We start from the raw sequence: 17,090 nt of genomic DNA, 5'->3' as shown, positions 1-17,090 counted from the left end.
CCTTCTCCCCTTGCGGGAGAAGGTGTCGGCGCAAGCCGACGGATGAGGGGTCTCTCAGACGCAAAACGCCGCGAAAGCTGATCGGCTTTCGCGGCGTTTCTGTAGGTGCGACCCTCACCCGACCTCCCTTCGGGAGGCCGCCCTCTCCCGCGAGGGGAGAGGGGTTTCACCTCAGTTCAGGCCGAACGAGGCCTCGTAGATGATCGGGGTGTAGGTTCCCGAGGTCCAGTAGATGCGGGCCTTGCTGGCGTTGACCGTCGGGAAGGTCACCGTCTTGGAGGCGCCGATGGTCGTGCCGGTGTAGGCCGTGGTCCAGCCGACCGTGGGGCCGGCCCAGTACTCGATGCGGTAGCCGCCCGTGCGATCGCCGAACTCCGACATCGTGGCGGTGTTGAACGGCTTGCGGACGCCGAAGTCGACCTCCAGCCAGGTCCCGGCGATGTTGGCGCCGCTGCCCTGCCAGTTGGTGTTCGGATCGTTGTCGAAGGCCTTGGCCGCGCCCTGGGTGGCGTCCCATTGCGACGAGGCCGCGTAGGAGCGGTTCAGCGCGAGATTGGCCGAGACGTTCGGCGTGGCGTTCAGGCTGGCCTCGTAGATGATCGGCGTGTCGATCCCCGAGGTGAAGTAGAGCCGGGCCTTGCGGCCGGTCACCGCCGGGAAGGTCACGGTGCTGGAGGCGCCGATGCCGGTCCCGGTATAGGCCGTCTTCCAGGTCGAGCCGTTGAGGTACTCGATCCGGTAGCCGGTGGTGCGGGCGCCATACTCGCTGATCGTCGCCTGGCTGAAGGTGGAATCCTTGCCGAAGTCGATCTCCACCCATTGATTGGCGAAGCCGGAGGCGGCCTGCCAGTTGGTGGACGGGTCGCCGTCGAAGGCTCCCCGCGCCGTCTGGCCGGCGTCCCAGTTGGACGAACTGGCGTATTTCAGCGCGTTCGACAGGGCGTCGACGCGGTCGGTCCCCTTGGACAGCGTCGGGGTCAGCCAGCCGCCCTCGTCGAACTCGTTCCAGGCGTACATGATCACCGTGTTGGCGTCGGCGGTCGCGGCGAAGTTCTGGTTCCAGGTCAGGGCGTTCTGCAGGTTGGTCGCCACCTCGGCCGCCGTGGCCTGCTGGGCCCAGGCGTTGGTCGGCGGGGTGGGGCTGACGAAGCTCTGCGGATAGAGCGCGCGCGGACGGTTGTCCCAGCCGGCGGTGACCCACGGCACCACCTTGTGGCCGGTGGCCTTGTGGTTGTTCCAGTTGGCGCCGTTCTGGCTGATCACCTGCGAATAGGCCGCGCCGTTGATCGGGCTGTCGGCATAGGCGCTGACCGCGTCGGCCTCGACGCTCGAGGCGATGCTCGCGGCGGTGGACGAGGTCGGGTTCATCACCACGATGTACGGGTTGGGCAGGCCCGCCGTGGTCGCCGCGGCGCGCACCTCGGCCACGTAGCTGGCCGCATAGCTGTCGGCCGAGAAGCCGAACAGATAGAGCAGCGGCCGGCCGTTCAGCACCTTCTGGAAGTGCGGCTTGGCCATCTCGGTCACCAGGGTCGGCGTCGGGATCGAGCCCGGGCCGAGCACCAGGGTGAAGTTCAGGCCCTCGCGCTGGGCGCTGGCCTGGTAGAGGTTGCGGGCGATGTCCATGCCGCTGCCGTCGGCGTAGTAGCAGAAGGCCCAGTAGTTCAGGCCCGCCCGCTTGGCGTAGGCGATGTCGGCGTCCATCTGGGCTTGGGTCAGCTGGCGCACCTGGACGCTGCTGGTCGAGGTCTCGACCCCGTAGAACGGGATCCGGTCGTGGAACTGGTTGGGGCCGAGGGCGCCCTCGACCTCGAGACCGATGTGCGAGCCGGCGATGACGCCGTTGGTGCTGGTGTCGCCCACCCAGGCGTCCCAGCGGATGGCGCCGACGGTGGCGCCGGGGCCGTTGGCGGCCAATGCCGCGGCCGGGGTCAGTGACGCCAGGCACAAGGCGGCCGCTACGGCCATCGCGCGTTTGGACGCCCGGCCGCGTAGAGGCTGGAAGCTATGCATGTCTGAAATACCTTTTGGTTCAATAGGTTTGGCTTGGAACCGGCCGGTGGAAAATTCCCGGCGGGCGGCTGTGTCGACCGCGGCGACGTGATCCTTGGATACGACCCCGTTTTCGACAGTTCCTATTTTGTTCTCATGTTGCGACAGAGTCGGACGCCCCGGCCAGCCTGGCCGGCCGAGGCGAAGCGATTTTCGCGACTAGCGCAGTTCGAAGTAGACCGTGCCTTCGCCCTCGGTGTGGGCGACGATGGCGATGTCGTGCTCGACGCCGTCGTCCAGGGTCAGGCGGCCGCCGCCGGCCCGGAAGGCCTCGCGCATCGCGGCGGGCTCGCCGGTCAGGCTGCCCTTGCCGGCCCGTCGCCCGGCCGTGCCGCCGGTGATCAGCAGCGAGAAGTCGATGTCCTGCCGCTGGCGGGAGATGGTCAGGGCGCCGGCGCCCGTGCGGGGAGTGGGAGGAACTTTACGCATGGAGATGATAACGCCGAGCTTGGCCGTTCGATCCTGATCGATCGAAATAAGGCGCCGGCCGATCAGGCCGTTATGAGTTTTCTCGAAAACGAAAGCGTCCCGGCTCCGCTCGTGGAAATGAAAAAGATTCGAAATCGCTTGTGAAATAATCCACAGGCGCGCATGATTTGGCGATCGAATATCGAAATGGTTCGGCCGCTCTCCACGCTTGTTCTTCGGATCGAGCGCCCGAGTCTACCCAAAACCTCTCCGAAAATTTGATCGCGCGGACCATTACGGCCGTGCGGCTACGCTTGTTTTAAGGATACTTTCCCATGGCTACCGGCACCGTGAAGTGGTTCAACTCCACCAAGGGCTTCGGCTTCATCCAACCCGACGACGGCGGCGCGGACGTGTTCGTCCACATTTCGGCCGTCGAGCGCTCGACCCTCGGCTCGCTGAACGAAGGCCAGAAGGTCGCCTTCGAACTCGAGCGCGACCAGCGCAGCGGCAAGATGTCGGCCGGCCAACTCCAGGCCGCCTGATCTCGACGTCTCAATTCGCCCGCGGGATCCTCCCGCGGGCGTTTTCGTGAAGGGATCTCATGAGTTCATTCCAAAACGTCGGCCATGCCGATCGCCTCAAGACCGCGGCGCAGGCCAAGGCGGCCCTGCTGGCCAAGTTCAAGCCCAAGGCGGCTGTCACCGACCCCCAATTCGAAGACCGCGCCGCCCTGCGCGCGGCCGAACTGACCGCGGTTCGCAAGGAGCGGTCCGCCGCGCGGGCGCTCATCAAGGCGGAAGCCGCCGAGCAGCAGGCGGCTCAGGACCAGGCTCAGGCCGCTTTGGCCGAAGAAGCGCTTGCCGCCAAGCGTGGAGCGCGTAAGGAACGTAAGGCGCTCACCAACGCTGAAGCTAAGGCCAAGCGCGACGCACGTTACGCCGCGCGTAAGGCCCGCGCCTGACTGCGCGGACTTTCTTACAAAGGGAGCCGCCATGGCCCGCAAGCCGAACTACAATTTCGAACGCCAGGAACGCGAGCGCCTGAAGGCGGCCAAGGCCGCGGAAAAAGCCGCCGAGAAAGCCGCCGAACGCGCGGCCAAGCGCGCCGAGTCGGGCGAAGGCGAGGGCGAGCCCTCGGCCTGATCCGCCGGCCCTGAGCCGACAGATCCCGAGGCCGACTGGCCCTTACTTCTTTTCCGGGTTCCGGACCGACGGGCCTTCCATCTTGGAGGTGTCGGTGTTGATCGGCGGCAGGTTCGCCGGCCGGCCGGTCAACTGCTCGATCGGATAGATCGTGCCGCACTTGAGCCATTTGCCGGCCCAGGCGCCGTTATGCGCCTCGCACTTCGCCTTCGGCCACACCCACAGGTAATGATAGCCGAACACGCCAACGATGCTGGCGAGGAAGATGCCGATGAAGATGATCTTCAGGCGGTTGATCGTGCGGTTCATGGCGGCGTCTTAAGCACCGGCCGCGCTATGTGGCTAGCCCCATTTCGCGAGGCGGAGCGCCGGACGGCGCTGACGGCGCGCGGAAGGTGTCGTACATTTGTTTGAATGATCCCTGAAAAAGAGCATTACGCTTACGTTAGGGGAAACTTGCAAACCTGTGCGGACGCGGTAAGTCGATTGTCCAAGCAGGGGAAACCTCGAAAGAGCAGCCAGGAGGCGGCGTAGACCGATGAAGGTTCTGGTCCCGGTCAAACGGGTTATCGATTACAACGTGAAGGCTCGGGTGAAAGCCGACCAGACGGGCGTCGACCTGGCGAACGTCAAGATGTCGATGAACCCGTTCTGCGAGATCGCGGTCGAAGAGGCGGTGCGCCTCAAGGAAAAGGGCGCGGCGACCGAGGTCGTCATCGTCTCGATCGGCCCGGCTCAAGCCCAGGAAACCATCCGCACGGCGCTGGCCATGGGCGGCGACCGCGGCATCCTGATCACCAGCGACGCCGACCTCGAGCCGCTGGCCGTGGCCAAGCTGCTGAAGGCCGTCGTGGCCGAAGAGCAGCCCGGCCTCGTCCTGATGGGCAAGCAGGCCATCGACGGCGACAACAACGCCGTGGGCCAGATGCTGTCGGCCCTGCTCGACTGGCCGCAGGCGACCTACGCCTCGGCGATCGAGATTTCGGGTTCGGCCGCCAAGGTCACCCGCGAAGTCGACGGCGGCCTGCAGACGCTCGACGTCGACCTGCCGGCCGTGGTCACCGCCGACCTGCGCCTCAATGAGCCGCGCTACGCGTCTCTGCCGAACATCATGAAGGCCAAGAAGAAGGAAATCACGCAGAAGACCGTCGCCGACTACGGCGTCGACGTCGCTCCGCGCCTGACCGTCGTCAAGGTCACCGAGCCCGCCAAGCGTTCGGCGGGCGTCAAGGTCGAATCCGCCGCCGACCTCGTCTCCAAGCTCACGACCGCGGGGGTGCTGTAATGGCCGTTCTCGTCATCGCCGATAACGACAACGCGCACCTGCGCGACGGCACCCACAAGACCGTCACCGCCGCCCTGAAGCTGTCGGGCGACGTGGACGTGCTGGTCCTGGGCTCGGGCGTTTCGGCCGTCGCCGCCGAAGCCGCCAAGATCGCCGGCGTCCGCAAGGTGCTGACCGCCGAGAGCGACGCCCTGGGTCACGGGATCGCCGAAGCCCAGGCCGACGCCGCCCTGGCGCTCGCTGGCAACTACGACGCGATCCTCGTCCCGGCCACCGCCGGCGGCAAGAACTTCGCTCCGCGCATCGCCGCCAAGCTCGACGTCGCCCCGATCAGCGACATCGTCGAGGTGGTGTCGGCCGACACCTTCGTGCGTCCGATCTACGCCGGCAACGCGCTGGAGACCGTTCAGTCGTCCGACGCCAAGAAGGTGATCACCGTCCGTCCGACCGCCTTCCCGGCGGCCGGCGAAGGCGGTTCGGCCTCGGTCGAAGCCGTCTCGGGCGCCGATGCGGCCAAGACCCGCTTCGTCAGCGAAGAGATGGTCAAGTCGGACCGTCCGGAACTGGCCGCGGCCAAGATCGTCGTCTCGGGCGGTCGCGCCATGGGCTCGGCCGAAGAGTTCCAGGCGGTCATCGAGCCCCTGGCCGACAAGCTGGGCGCCGCCGTCGGCGCCAGCCGCGCCGCCGTCGACGCCGGCTACGCCCCGAACGACTACCAGGTCGGCCAGACCGGCAAGGTCGTCGCCCCGCAGCTCTACATCGCCGTGGGCATCTCGGGCGCCATCCAGCACCTGGCCGGCATGAAGGACTCCAAGGTGATCGTCGCGATCAACAAGGACGCCGACGCGCCGATCTTCCAGGTCGCCGACTACGGCCTGGTCGCCGACTACAAGTCGGCCGTGCCGGAACTGCTGAGCGCGCTCACCGCCGCCGGCAAGTAAGGCTTGAAGCTCCCGGGCGGCGACAATGTGGAGATCGATCAGCGCAAGCTGACCGACTACGCATTGTCGCCGACCCACCCGGTGGGCAAGCACAGGCGCGGCTCTTCGCGCTGAAGCTCGGACTGACGCGCGATGATGCGCCGGTTCTGATCGAAGCGCTCCGCACGGCGGCCGCTTCGGAAGATGCATCCCCAGCTGAAGTTGACGCCTGGGGCGTTCGCTATCGCATCGACTTCCTGTTCCGATTTTCCGAACGTTCTGCGATGATCACCAGCGGCTGGATCGTTCCAGCCGACGGATCGCGAACCCGATTGACCTCGGTATTCGTCATGCGGGAAACCCGATGATCAACGAACTCGACACCGTCGCTTTGCTCATCGACCGGCCGGACCTGAATCTCCGGAAGGGCGAGATGGGCACGGTCGTGGACGTGCTGGGGAAGGGCGAGGCCTTCCAGGTCGAATTCGTCGATGACGAAGGCTACACCTATGGCTTCGAGACCTTTGCTCCCGGCGAACTGCTGAAGCTGCATCACCGCGCCAAGGCCGCCTGAGCCCTCCGCAAAACCCCTTATGCGCGCCCCCGGATTTGCGCGGGATCGGGCTTGGGCTTAAGCCGATCCCATGACGCAACAAGCCGACACCCTTTCCGATCTCGACGCCCAGAAGGCCTGTGCAAAGGCCTGGTTCGAGAGCCTGCGCGACCAGATCTGCGCCGCCTTCGAGACCCTGGAGGACGAGGCCCCCGCCGCGCTCTACGGCGACAAGCCGGGCCGCTTCGAGCTGAAGCCGTGGGATCGTCCGGCCGGCGGCGGCGGGGTGATGGGCATGATGCACGGCCGCCTGTTCGAGAAGGTCGGGGTGCACGTCTCGACGGTGTTCGGGACCTTCCCGCCGGAAATGGCCAAGACCATGCCCGGCGCGGCCGAGGATCCTCGGTTCTTCGCCACCGGCATCAGCCTGATCGCGCACATGACCAACCCGCGCGTGCCGGCCGTGCACATGAACACCCGCTTCATCGCCACGACCAAGGGCTGGTTCGGCGGCGGCGGCGACCTGACCCCGCTGCTCGGCTACCAGCGCCAGCAGGACTTCCCGGACGCCATCGACTTCCACGCCGCCTACCAGCGGGCCTGCGACAAGCACGATCCGGACTGGTACGCCAAGTACAAGGCCTGGTGCGACGAGTACTTCTTCCTGCCGCATCGCAACGAGCCGCGCGGCATTGGCGGCATCTTCTACGACCACCACGACAGCGGCGAATGGGGTCGCGACTTCGCCTTCACGCAGGATGTCGGCCGGGCCTTCCTGGAGATCTATCCGACCCTGGTCCGTCGCCGGATGGGCGAGGCCTGGAGCGCCGACGAGCGTGAACAGCAGCTGGTCCAGCGCGGCCGCTACGTCGAGTTCAATCTGCTCTACGACCGGGGAACCATGTTCGGCCTGAAGACCGGCGGGAACGTGGAGTCGATCCTCAGCTCCATGCCGCCCGAAGTGAAGTGGCCGTAGAGCATCCTTCTCCCCTTGCGGGAGAAGGTGTCGCCGTAGGCGACGGATGAGGGGTCTCTCAGAAGTAAGACGCCGCGAAAGCTGATCAGCTGTCGCGGCGTTTCTGTATGTGCGACCCCTCACCCGACCCCCGCCTTCGCGGGGGCCACCCTCTCCCGCAAGGGGAGAGGGACGCTAGACGGCCAAACACACCACCTGCGCCACGCGCAGGTCGCGCCGCAGGCCGTCGGCGATGCGGCCGTAGTTGTCGGTGGTGATGGACTCGCCCGGGGCGAATTCCGGAACGCCGGTGTCGCCGCCGCGGCGGGGCGAGCGGGCGATCAGGGAGCGCAGGCTTTCGGGGGCGGTGGTGTAGATCCGGCCCCGGCGCGGGGACTCGGCCACCGTCACGCCGATCACTCTGCCTGCGCTGTCGAGGGCCGGGGCGCCGGAGAGGCCGGCCAGGGTGCCCTTCAGATTGTCGGTGCGGCCGACCTCGGCCCAGACCAGCACCGGTTCGGTGCGGGCACCGCGGCCGTGGATCACCAGGTTCTCGCGGCCGATCAGGCGCGAGGCGACCTCGCCGGCGTGGCCCTGCGGGAAGCCGGGGTGGAAGGCCCGCATGCCCTTGCGAGGGTCGCCGGTGTTCATCGGCATGGCCGGGGCGCCGCCCTCGGTGGTCAGGATGGCCGCGTCGAAGCGCGGGTCGATGATGACCTTGGCGGCCACGCCGCGCCCGTCGGCGACCAGGATGGCGGCCGACTTGCAGCCGTCGACCACGTGGCGGGCGGTCAGCCAGATCCCCTGCGTCCCCACCGAGAAGGCCGTGCCCGAGGCGGGCTCCTGCTTGTCGGGCACCTGCACGACGATCGACGGATCGAAGGGCGAGGCGGGACCCAGGGGCACGCCTTCCTCGCCGGGCACCGGCGGCGGCGGCGGAGGCGCGTCGGCGCGCTCCTGGCGGCCGACGGCGACCACCAGCAGGGCGGCGACCACGGCGCCGTAGACCAGCCAGTCTGGAAGCTTGGGGAAATGCACGCGCCCCGCTCCGGTTCGTCCCTCCGCCTCAGCCCGCCACGCCGGCGGCGATGATGATGGCGGTGGCCAGCTTGGCGCCGACCAGCAGGGCCGCGGCCGAGACCTCGCCCTCGTTGATCCGCTCGGGCAGGCCCTTGAGCATCATGTCGGTCAGGCGGAAGACCAGCAGCTGAAGGGCCAGGGTGGCCACGCCCCACAGCAGGATCTCGATCACCGAGGTGGAGGCCGCCAGCGAGGCGGCCAGCGGAATGGCCAGGCCCGTCAGCACTCCGCCCAGCGACAGGGCGGCGGCCGCGTTGCCCTCGCGGATCAGCTTGATCTCGCGATGGGGCGTCAGGAGGATGTAGATGGCGGCGCCCGCGATCAGCATGACCATGGTCACGCCCACGTGGGTCAGGGTCGTCAGCAGGCCGTTGGCGAAGGCCTGAATCTCGGGCGACTGGATCTGAGGCATGGTTACGCGACCCCCGGGGACTGAAGGGGCAAGCTCTAACACGGGTCGGCGAGTCTTGCGTAGAGGGCTCGCCTGAGGCGCGTTCAGGCGACTTCAGGCGTCCTCGGGCGCGCGCAGCCTCTGGCCGGGGCGGACGTCGAGGCGTGAGCGGCCGCAACGCGGGCAGTCGGTCGGGAAGGGGCCGAAGTGCATTTCCGAAAGGCTGTGGACCTGACCGGGTCCCCAGGCTCCCAGATCAAGGCCGCAGCGCGGGCACTTGAAGAGCAGGAGGTTGGCGATCATCAGCGCCATCCCGACCGGCAGAAGCAGCCAGGCGCCGTTTATGCCAAGGAACATGCAAGACCAGCCGCCCAGGAAAAGGGCCAGTCGCGTCTTTCCCCAGGGGCCCGGCATGGCGGGTCAGCCGACGCCGTTGCAGGTCATTGAGACCAGGTGCTCGGTCTTGACGTCGTACATCACCGAGACCACCGAGCAGCCGCCGTCGGCGATGTCGGGGATGGCCGACAGCGGACCGATGCGCACGCCGATCGTGCGGCCGCTGTCGTCGCGCACCCAGCGGCCGACGATCATCTTGCGGTCGTCGAGGGTGACGCCGGCGTAGTCGCGGCCGTAGCGCCAGATCGGAGCCATGCCCGGCTTGCGCGAGGTCTGGGATTCCAGCCTGGCCACCTGGGCCGGGGTCGGCGTCCAGTAGGGGCGGCCGCGCGGCAGGGTCGCGCCAGCCGGCGCCGCCGCGGCGAAGGCGGTCAGGGCGAGCGCGGCGAGGACGCGCCTCACGCCGCGTCGTCTTCCTCTTCCAGCATGCCGGCCATGGCCGCCATCGACAGCTTGCGCAGGGCGCTGGCGCGGACCTTCTCGCTCTCGCTCTTCAGCTGGCCGCAGGCGGCGAGGATGTCGCGGCCGCGCGGGGTGCGGATCGGCGAGGAGTAGCCGGCCTTGTTGAGGATCGCCGCGAAGGTCTCGATCGCGCCCCAGTCCGAGCATTCGTACTGGCTGCCCGGCCACGGATTGAACGGGATCAGGTTGATCTTGGCGGGGATGCCCTTGATCAGCTTGACCAGCGCCCGGGCCTCGTCGGGGCTGTCGTTGACGCCTTTCAGCATCACGTATTCGAAGGTCACCCGGCGGGCGTTGGACAGGCCCGGATAGGCGCGGATGCCGTCCATCAGCTGGGCGATCGGGTACTTCTTGTTCAGCGGCACCAGTTCGTCGCGCAGCGGGTCGTTGGTGGCGTGCAGGCTGATGGCCAGCATGGCCTGGGTCGTCTCGCCCAGCTTGCCCAGCATCGGCACGACGCCCGAGGTCGAGACCGTGATCCGGCGACGCGAGATGCCGATGCCCTCGTTGTCGCTGATGATCTCGATGGCGTCGGACACCTGGCCCAGGTTGTAGAGCGGCTCGCCCATGCCCATGAACACGATGTTCGAGAGCAGGCGGTCTTCCTTGTCGGACGGCCATTCGGCGAGGTCGTCCTTGGCGATCTGCACCTGGGCGACGATCTCGGCGGCCGTCAGGTTGCGCACCAGGGGCTGGGTGCCGGTGTGGCAGAAGCTGCAGTTCAGCGTGCAGCCGACCTGGCTGGACACGCACAGGGCGCCGACCCGGCCGACCGATGGAATATAGACGGTCTCGACCTCGATGCCCGGGGCCATGCGGATCAGCCACTTGCGGGTGCCGTCCTTGGAGACCTGGCGCTCGACCACCTCGGGGCGGGCGATCGTGAAGGTCTCGGCCAGCCGCGCGCGGGTTTCCTTGGCCACGTCGCTCATCTGGGCGAAGTCGGTGACGCCGCGATGGTGGATCCAGCGGAACACCTGGGTGGCGCGCATCTTGGCCTTGCCGTGCTCGACCACGCCCGACTCCGTCAGGGCGGCGATCAGCTGCGGGCGGGTCAGGCCCGACAGGTTGACGGGCGGCTTGGCCGCATCGGCCCCGGTTTGCTTTTCAGCAGGGGCGACGCGGGACAGGTCGAGGGTGACGCTCAAGGGGCGGTCCGGGAAATTCGAGGAATGTGCGGGGTCGAGGCGGGGATATAGCAGATGTGGGCCGGTTTTCCAAAAGCGTGCGGCGAAAGGCCCCCTCCGGCCCTCCGGGCCACCTCCCCCAGAGGGGGAGGATCTAGGAAGCGCGGCGATAAGATGCTCCCCCTCTGGGGGAGCTGTCGGCGAAGCCGACTGAGGGGGTCTTCTTCCCGCCGCCCCCTTCGACAATCCCGCCATCTCCCGCTAAACCGCCGCCATGCCGTTCACCGCCACCGTCATGACCATGTTCCCCGAGGCCTTCCCCGGCCCGCTCGGCGTCTCGATGATCGGGACCGCCTGGAAGGAGGCCGACCTGTGGCGTTTGGAAACACTGGACATTCGCGCCTTTTCCAAGGATAAGCGCGGCTTCCTCGACGACACCCCTGCGGGTGGCGGCGCTGGAGCCGTACTGAAAGCGGACGTCATCGCCTCTGCGCTCGACAGCGTGGACCTCGGCGGGCGGCCGCTTTTGTACATGAGCGCCCGGGGCAGGCCCCTGACCCAGGCGCGGGTTCGTGAGTGGAGCAAGGCGCCCGGCATCGTGGTGCTGTGCGGCCGCTTCGAGGGGGTGGACCAGCGGGTGCTCGACGCCCGCGGGTTCGAGGAGGTCTCCGTCGGAGACGCGGTTCTCGCCGGTGGCGAGGCGGCGGCGATGGTGGTGATCGAGGCGTGCGTTCGACTGGCCCCGGGTGTGCTGGGGAACATCGAGAGCACGCTGGAAGAAAGCTTCGAGGACGGTCTCCTCGAGCATCCGCAGTACACGAGACCGCGGACGTTCGAAGGACTCGACATCCCCGAGGTGCTGCTGTCGGGCGACCACAAGAAGGTCGACCAGTGGCGGCGCAGTATGCGTGAAGAAACGACCCGCGAGCGGCGGCCCGATCTCTGGGAAGCGCATCTCGCCAATCAACAGGCAAAAGGCGGCCCGAAAACGGGTAAGCCCAAGGAGAAATGATCATGGCGATCAACATCATCGCTCAGCTCGAGCAAGAAGAATCGGCCCGTCTGCTGGCCGCCCGCGCGATCCCGGACTTCCGTCCCGGCGACACCCTGCGCGTCAACGTGAAGATCAAGGAAGGCGAGCGCGAACGCGTTCAGGCCTATGAGGGCGTCTGCATCGCCCGCGCCGGCACCGGCGTCCACGAGAGCTTCACCGTCCGCAAGATCTCGTTCGGCGAAGGCGTGGAACGTCTGTTCCCGCTGCTCTCGCCGAGCATCGAAAGCATCGAAGTCAAGCGCCGCGGCGTCGTCCGTCGCGCCAAGCTGTACTACCTGCGCGACCGTCGCGGTAAGTCGGCCCGTATCGCCGAGCGCGTCAACGTTCGTCGCGACGCCGAATAAGCCCTTCCGCTTCGGCGAGAGGATCGAAGGCCCCGGTGGAAACGCCGGGGCCTTTTGCTTGTGCGCCCTTTGCCTGTGCGCCTTTGCCTGTGCGCTTGTGCACAGCGCCGGATCGCGCGCAATCTCAGGTTAAGTCGATGAAGCGGGGGCGACATGCGACGGATCTGGACGATTGGGTGTCTTCTGACGTTGCTGGCGATCGCTCCCGGCGGCGCGGCCCAGCCGTCCGCTTCGTCCCTGGCCCAGCCCTCGACCGCTCCCTCGATCGACGTCTTCGCCGGACCGATCTGCCGCTCGCGGTCGGGGCCGACGAAGATCGCGGCCGTATCGCCCGTAAGGTGAAGCTTTGTGCGTTCGCACGCTTGTTGACAGAACCGCGTTCTAGGCGCTGAATGCTTTCACCCCCGCCGCTCAGTCGACGGGCTTCCAGACCGTCTCCTTTCTAGTGGACGGCCCTCTTCAGGTGGAGCCATCGGCCCCTGGAGTGTTGAAAACGATGTCAGGGCGCGCCGACAGGTCTCTACGACCGGCGCGCCCTTAGTCGTTTTGGGGCTCAATCGTTTCTCGGCGTCAGCGACCCATGACCATGGCGAGGTCGCGATCCAGCGCCGCGCCGTCGAACGGCACGACGATGATCTTGCTGCCGTGCCCGTTGCTTCCCGTCTGCTCGTCCTTGGGGGTGTCGACCACGGCGAAGGTCATGGCGACCACGTGGCCGTTCTCGACGACCACGCCCGGACGCTCCAGCTTGTTCCAGTGGTTCACCGTTCCGTCGGCGTTGCGGATGAAGTCCGCACCGGGCTCGTAGGCCAGGCCCTGTAGCTTCCAGCCGGCGATCCCGTCGCGCGAGATCAGGTGGTAGGCGCGGCGCTCGCGCCACTGGTTGACGACGATGTGGTACCAGCCGCCGCTATGCCAGACGACCGGGTCCTCGAAGGCGCGCATGTCGCGCTGGGGAACGCCCTCCAGGCCGCGATAGACACTGTCGCCCATCACCGCGTACGGGCCGAGAATCCCGGTCCTGCTGATCAGGATCTGCCCCGATCGCGGCACGATCTGATAGGCGCCGTCGGGGCGCAGCAGGACGCTGAAGTTGGCGGCGCGCGCGGGCTTGGCCGCAGGATCGTTGCGGATAGCGACGTCGCCCGGCGTCTTGACCAGTTGGAAGCGGCTCTGGTCGAGGCTGATCGTCCCGAGCTGCCGCCACGGGCCGTCGATCCCGTCCGACACGAAGACGTCGCCGTCGCGCGTCTCGCTGACCACTGCGGCGTAGCGTCCGTCGTGCGTCTTCAGGGCCGTGACGTTGTGGCCCCGGCCGCCCTGGTTGTCGGGCCAGGTCAGGCCGGTGTCGCGATAGGGGCCGAACAAGGTGTCGCTGATCGCCCCGACAGCCAGGGACTCGCCCCAGGCCTTGTGGCCCAGCGCCTGGTCCCAGCGGCTGGCGAACATGCGGTAGCGGCCGTCGGCGCCCTTCAGGATCTGGCCGTCCCAGTAGTTCCACCGGGTCATGCCGGCGTCTTCGAGGCCGTTGGCCGGGTCGCGCGGACCGACCTCCTTCGCGCCCCAGGCCGTGGTGGACAGCGCCGCGGGCGGCATCGGCCGGAAGTAGTCGATGAATGGCTTGGGACCCAGCGTCGGCACGGTCTCGACGGTCGGGCCGGCTGTGACGGGGGCGCCTTGCGCGGCCACGACGCCGGGAAGCGCCGAGGAGAGGAGAAGACAGGACAGGGTCGCCGTCAGGGCGAGCTTGCTGGAACGCGAGAACATGAACTTCCACCACCGGACTTGAGCATACCGCCGGCGGACGATTTCATGGGTGGAATTAATATTACATATGAAATCGACAAGGCCGCACAGGCGGCCGGTGTCGTCTGGCCGACGCTCGCGGGGCAAGAAACATGCGTCTCAACCGCATTTGAGCGCTCTCTCGGGGCAGGATCGATCACCGCCCGGCGGTCACGCAGCGGATTTTCGGCGCATCCACGCTTTACGCGCCACCGCTTCGGGCCTAGATGCGAGGCGCTATGACCCGCGCAACAAAGACCCTCTACGACAAGATCTGGGACGCCCACGTCGTCAGCGAAGCCGACGGCGAGGCCATCCTGTACATCGACCTGCATCTCATCCACGAGGTGACGACGCCGCAGGCCTTCGCCGGCCTTCGCGCCGCGCATCGCCCCGTGCGCCGGCCTGACCGCACGCTCGCCGTGGCGGATCACAACGTGCCGACCGAGAACCAGGCCGCCGGCGTCGACGCCGTCGCCGATGAGGAGGCGCGCCTTCAGCTCCAGACGCTTGGCCGCAACGTCGCCGACAACGGGATCGAGTATTTCCCGATGGGCGACATCCGCAACGGCATCGTCCACGTGGTGGGCCCCGAGCAGGGCCGCACCCAGCCGGGCATGACCATCGTCTGCGGCGACAGCCACACCTCGACCCACGGCGCCTTCGGGGCGCTGGCCCACGGCATCGGCACGTCGGAAGTCGAGCACGTGCTGGCGACCCAGACCCTGCGCCAGAAGAAGGCCAAGAACCTGCTGGTTCGGGTCGATGGCCAGCTGGGCCCCGGCGTCACCGCCAAGGACATCGCGCTCGCCGTCATCGGCGAGATCGGCACGGCCGGCGGCACCGGCTATGTCATCGAATATGCCGGCGAGGCCGTGCGCGGCCTGACGATGGAGGGCCGCATGACCCTCTGCAACCTGACCATCGAGGGCGGCGCCAAGGCCGGCCTGGTCGCGCCCGACGAAACCACCTTCGAATACGTCAAGGGCAAGCCCGCCTCGCCCAAGGGCGCGGCCTGGGACATGGCCGTGGCCCACTGGAAGACCTTCTTCACCGACGAGGACGCCGTCTTCGACCGCACCGTCGTCATCGACGGCTCGGCCCTCGTGCCGATGGTCACCTGGGGCACTTCCCCAGAGGACGTCATCCCGGTGACCGGCAACGTGCCCGAGCCCGAAAGCTTCGGCACGCCCGACAAGCGCGCCGCCGCCCACCGGGCCCTCGAATATATGGGCCTGACCGCCGGCCAGCCGATCTCGGAAGCCCGCATCGACCGCGTCTTCATCGGCTCGTGCACCAACAGCCGCATCGAGGACATGCGCGCCGCCGCCGCGGTGGTGCAGGAAGCCTTCCTGCACGGCCGCCTCGTGGCCCCGCACGTCAAGGCGATGGTCGTGCCGGGCTCGGGCCTGGTGAAGGAACAGGCCGAGGCCGAGGGCCTGGACGCCATCTTCAAGGCCGCCGGCTTCGACTGGCGCGAGCCGGGCTGCTCGATGTGCCTGGGGATGAATCCCGACCGCCTCGAGCCGGGCGAGCGCTGCGCCTCGACCAGCAACCGCAACTTCGAAGGCCGTCAGGGCCGCGGAGGCCGCACGCACCTCGTTTCGCCGGCCATGGCGGCGGCGGCGGCGATCGCCGGCCACCTGGTCGACGTGCGGACCCTGCTGTCGTGAGCCTGCTGCTCGCCCTGGCGGCGGCCTCGACCTTCGCCGCGCCGCTCGACCTGCCCAAGACGGCGCAGGTCGAGATGGTCGTGGTCAAGAGCCGCGAGGACATCCGTGACGGCAAGGCCGCCGCGCCGATCGGCGGCAAGACGGTCTACGCCAAGACGATCGAGGCCCGGGGCGACGGCTACCGCGTGACGCTGAAGCCGGTGTCGACCGAGCTGCCCAAGGTCGGCACGGCCGCGCAACAGGCCAAGGTGCAGGCCGCGCTCGAGGGCATGCTGGCGCGGACCTATGTCTACGACGCCGACGAAAGCCTCTCGCCGGTGTCGATCGAGGACTGGCCGGCCACGGTCGCCGACGTGACCAAGGCGCTGACCGCCCTGGCCGGCGACGACGCGGACGCCGCCAAGGCCATCGGCGCGGTGACCAGCATGTTCGCCAGGATGAGCCCCGAGCAGGCCGCCACGGTCATGCTCAAGGAAGACAGCCTGCTGACCGTGCCGGTGAACGTCGAGCTGGAGGTCGGCAAGCCGCTGACCTACGACGACGAGATCGCCAGCCCGTTCGGCGGCGGCGCGATCAAGGCCAAGGGCGTCGTCTCGATCGAGAAGATCGACGAGGCGCGCGGCGTCGGCGTGGTGCGCTGGAGCCGGAGCCTGGATCCGGAGTCGACCACGGCGATCATCGCCAAGATGATCGAGGCCATGGCCGCCCAGATGGGTCCCGACGCCCAGAAGCCCGACGTCAAGGCGATGTTCGCCAAGATGAAGTTCGAGAACACCAGCGGCTGTCTCTACGAGATCGACCTGAAGATCGGCCTGCCGGTCAAGGCCGACTGCGAGAGCAAGACCGTTCTCACCGATCCGAGCAGCGGCCAGCTGAACGGCCGCACCGAACGCTGGGCCATCACCCAGACCCTGAAGAACTAGGAGAGGCGCGAATGCAGCCCTTCACCCGTCTCGACGGCCGCGCGGCGCCCCTGTCGCTGGCCAATATCGACACCGACCAGATCATCCCCAAGCAGTTCCTGAAGACCGTCGAGCGCGAAGGCCTGGCCAAGGGCCTGTTCTTCGACTTCCGCTTCGACGCGACGGGCAACGAGATCGCCGACTTCGTGCTGAACCGGCCGGAGTACAAGGGCTCGTCCGTGCTGATCGCCGGCGACAACTTCGGCTGCGGCTCCTCGCGCGAGCACGCCCCGTGGGCGCTGATGGACTTCGGCATCCTGTGCGTGATCTCGACCAGCTTCGCCGACATCTTCAACAACAACTGCTTCAACAACGGCCTGCTGCCGGTGGTGCTGGCGCCCGACGAGGTCTCGCTCCTGATGGACGAGGCCAAGGGCGGCAATCACATGGTCAGCATCGACCTGGAAGCCCAGACCGTGATCTCGCCCTCGGGCAAGACCTTCAGCTTCCAGATCGATCCTGTGCGCAAGCAGAAGATGCTAAAGGGCCTGGACGCCA

General features: G+C 67.6%; 21 protein-coding genes and 1 pseudogene. 13 read left to right on the top strand and 9 right to left on the bottom strand.

Annotated elements, in window-relative coordinates:
• Nucleotides 1–171: 171 nt before the first annotated feature.
• Entirely contained in the window at nt 172–1,968 is a 1,797-nt protein-coding gene (locus tag DMC18_RS11880) for a discoidin domain-containing protein (RefSeq protein WP_146218054.1), read from the bottom strand.
• 243 nt (nt 1,969–2,211) lie between these two features.
• Nucleotides 2,212–2,481 carry a hypothetical protein gene (locus DMC18_RS11875; protein ID WP_110120023.1) on the bottom strand — a complete coding sequence of 90 codons (270 nt, stop codon included), beginning with the start codon at nt 2,479–2,481 and terminating at the stop codon, nt 2,212–2,214.
• A gap of 314 nt (nt 2,482–2,795) precedes the next feature.
• Here DMC18_RS11875 and DMC18_RS11870 point away from each other — a divergent pair, with 314 nt between their 5' ends.
• The 3 genes from DMC18_RS11870 to DMC18_RS26550 are packed head-to-tail and all read left to right on the top strand — an operon-like array spanning nt 2,796 to nt 3,605.
• Nucleotides 2,796–3,005 (top strand): cold-shock protein, encoded by a 210-nt coding sequence (locus DMC18_RS11870; protein WP_110120022.1) that lies wholly within the window; start codon nt 2,796–2,798, stop codon nt 3,003–3,005.
• A 59-nt stretch (nt 3,006–3,064) separates the two neighbouring features.
• Nucleotides 3,065–3,424 (top strand): DUF6481 family protein, encoded by a 360-nt coding sequence (locus tag DMC18_RS11865; RefSeq protein WP_110120021.1) that lies wholly within the window; start codon nt 3,065–3,067, stop codon nt 3,422–3,424.
• A gap of 31 nt (nt 3,425–3,455) precedes the next feature.
• Complete coding sequence (locus DMC18_RS26550) at nt 3,456–3,605, top strand: hypothetical protein (RefSeq protein WP_199228462.1); 150 nt, start codon at nt 3,456–3,458, stop codon at nt 3,603–3,605.
• 42 nt (nt 3,606–3,647) lie between these two features.
• Here the strand turns inward: DMC18_RS26550 and DMC18_RS11860 are convergent, their stop codons facing one another.
• A complete protein-coding gene (locus DMC18_RS11860) occupies nt 3,648–3,914 on the bottom strand; it encodes a hypothetical protein (RefSeq protein ID WP_110120020.1) in 267 nt (88 codons plus the stop codon).
• Nucleotides 3,915–4,143: 229 nt separating this feature from the next.
• On the opposite strand from DMC18_RS11860, the gene DMC18_RS11855 reads away from it, so the two are divergent.
• The 5 genes and pseudogenes from DMC18_RS11855 (at nt 4,144) to hemF (ending at nt 7,339) form a co-directional block, all read left to right on the top strand.
• Nucleotides 4,144–4,890, top strand: coding sequence for an electron transfer flavoprotein subunit beta/FixA family protein (locus DMC18_RS11855; RefSeq protein ID WP_110120019.1), 747 nt, complete (start codon nt 4,144–4,146; stop codon nt 4,888–4,890).
• On the top strand, nt 4,890–5,831 hold the full coding sequence (locus DMC18_RS11850; RefSeq protein WP_110120018.1) for an electron transfer flavoprotein subunit alpha/FixB family protein: 942 nt from the start codon (nt 4,890–4,892) through the stop codon (nt 5,829–5,831). Before DMC18_RS11855 ends, DMC18_RS11850 begins: the two co-directional genes overlap by 1 nt.
• Nucleotides 5,832–5,858: 27 nt before the next feature.
• Nucleotides 5,859–6,178 (top strand): annotated as a pseudogene (locus DMC18_RS27300) (DUF6883 domain-containing protein).
• A complete protein-coding gene (locus DMC18_RS11840) occupies nt 6,175–6,384 on the top strand; it encodes a DUF4926 domain-containing protein (RefSeq protein WP_110120017.1) in 210 nt (69 codons plus the stop codon). The pseudogene DMC18_RS27300 and the gene DMC18_RS11840 overlap by 4 nt, the downstream one beginning before the upstream one ends.
• A gap of 70 nt (nt 6,385–6,454) precedes the next feature.
• Nucleotides 6,455–7,339, top strand: a complete 885-nt coding sequence (gene hemF / locus DMC18_RS11835; RefSeq protein WP_110120016.1) for an oxygen-dependent coproporphyrinogen oxidase — start codon at nt 6,455–6,457, stop codon at nt 7,337–7,339.
• 174 nt (nt 7,340–7,513) lie between these two features.
• On the opposite strand, the gene DMC18_RS11830 is transcribed toward hemF, so the two are convergent.
• The 5 genes from DMC18_RS11830 to rlmN form a co-directional block, all read right to left on the bottom strand.
• A complete protein-coding gene (locus DMC18_RS11830) occupies nt 7,514–8,356 on the bottom strand; it encodes a serine protease (protein ID WP_110120015.1) in 843 nt (280 codons plus the stop codon).
• A gap of 28 nt (nt 8,357–8,384) precedes the next feature.
• Nucleotides 8,385–8,810, bottom strand: coding sequence for a DUF350 domain-containing protein (locus tag DMC18_RS11825; protein WP_110120014.1), 426 nt, complete (start codon nt 8,808–8,810; stop codon nt 8,385–8,387).
• Nucleotides 8,811–8,903: 93 nt separating this feature from the next.
• The gene (locus DMC18_RS11820; RefSeq protein WP_158285902.1) at nt 8,904–9,092 is read right to left on the bottom strand and encodes a hypothetical protein; all 189 of its coding nucleotides are present in this window, start codon (nt 9,090–9,092) and stop codon (nt 8,904–8,906) included.
• Nucleotides 9,093–9,209: 117 nt separating this feature from the next.
• Entirely contained in the window at nt 9,210–9,587 is a 378-nt protein-coding gene (locus tag DMC18_RS11815) for a hypothetical protein (RefSeq protein WP_110132952.1), read from the bottom strand.
• Nucleotides 9,584–10,795 (bottom strand): 23S rRNA (adenine(2503)-C(2))-methyltransferase RlmN, encoded by a 1,212-nt coding sequence (gene rlmN, locus DMC18_RS11810; RefSeq protein WP_110122139.1) that lies wholly within the window; start codon nt 10,793–10,795, stop codon nt 9,584–9,586. Before rlmN ends, DMC18_RS11815 begins: the two co-directional genes overlap by 4 nt.
• A gap of 253 nt (nt 10,796–11,048) precedes the next feature.
• Here rlmN and trmD point away from each other — a divergent pair, with 253 nt between their 5' ends.
• A complete protein-coding gene (gene trmD, locus DMC18_RS11805; RefSeq protein ID WP_110122138.1) occupies nt 11,049–11,786 on the top strand; it encodes a tRNA (guanosine(37)-N1)-methyltransferase TrmD in 738 nt (245 codons plus the stop codon).
• A 2-nt stretch (nt 11,787–11,788) separates the two neighbouring features.
• Nucleotides 11,789–12,172: a 50S ribosomal protein L19 gene (gene rplS / locus DMC18_RS11800; RefSeq protein WP_110122137.1), complete on the top strand. Its 384-nt coding sequence runs from the start codon at nt 11,789–11,791 to the stop codon at nt 12,170–12,172.
• A gap of 570 nt (nt 12,173–12,742) precedes the next feature.
• Here the strand turns inward: rplS and DMC18_RS11790 are convergent.
• Nucleotides 12,743–13,939, bottom strand: a complete 1,197-nt coding sequence (locus DMC18_RS11790; RefSeq protein ID WP_110122136.1) for a glycoside hydrolase family protein — start codon at nt 13,937–13,939, stop codon at nt 12,743–12,745.
• Between the two features lie 257 nt (nt 13,940–14,196).
• On the opposite strand from DMC18_RS11790, the gene leuC reads away from it, so the two are divergent.
• The 3 genes from leuC to leuD all read left to right on the top strand — a co-directional run.
• Nucleotides 14,197–15,630 (top strand): 3-isopropylmalate dehydratase large subunit, encoded by a 1,434-nt coding sequence (gene leuC, locus DMC18_RS11785; protein ID WP_110122135.1) that lies wholly within the window; start codon nt 14,197–14,199, stop codon nt 15,628–15,630.
• The gene (locus DMC18_RS11780; protein WP_110122134.1) at nt 15,627–16,553 is read left to right on the top strand and encodes a hypothetical protein; all 927 of its coding nucleotides are present in this window, start codon (nt 15,627–15,629) and stop codon (nt 16,551–16,553) included. Before leuC ends, DMC18_RS11780 begins: the two co-directional genes overlap by 4 nt.
• A gap of 11 nt (nt 16,554–16,564) precedes the next feature.
• A partial coding sequence (gene leuD / locus DMC18_RS11775; RefSeq protein WP_110132950.1) for a 3-isopropylmalate dehydratase small subunit occupies nt 16,565–17,090 on the top strand: 526 nt, incomplete at its 3' end.

The organism is Caulobacter sp. D5 (assembly GCF_003185805.1).
In the GTDB taxonomy this organism is placed as follows: domain Bacteria; phylum Pseudomonadota; class Alphaproteobacteria; order Caulobacterales; family Caulobacteraceae; genus Caulobacter.
This window is presented reverse-complemented; position numbering and strand designations above follow the sequence as displayed.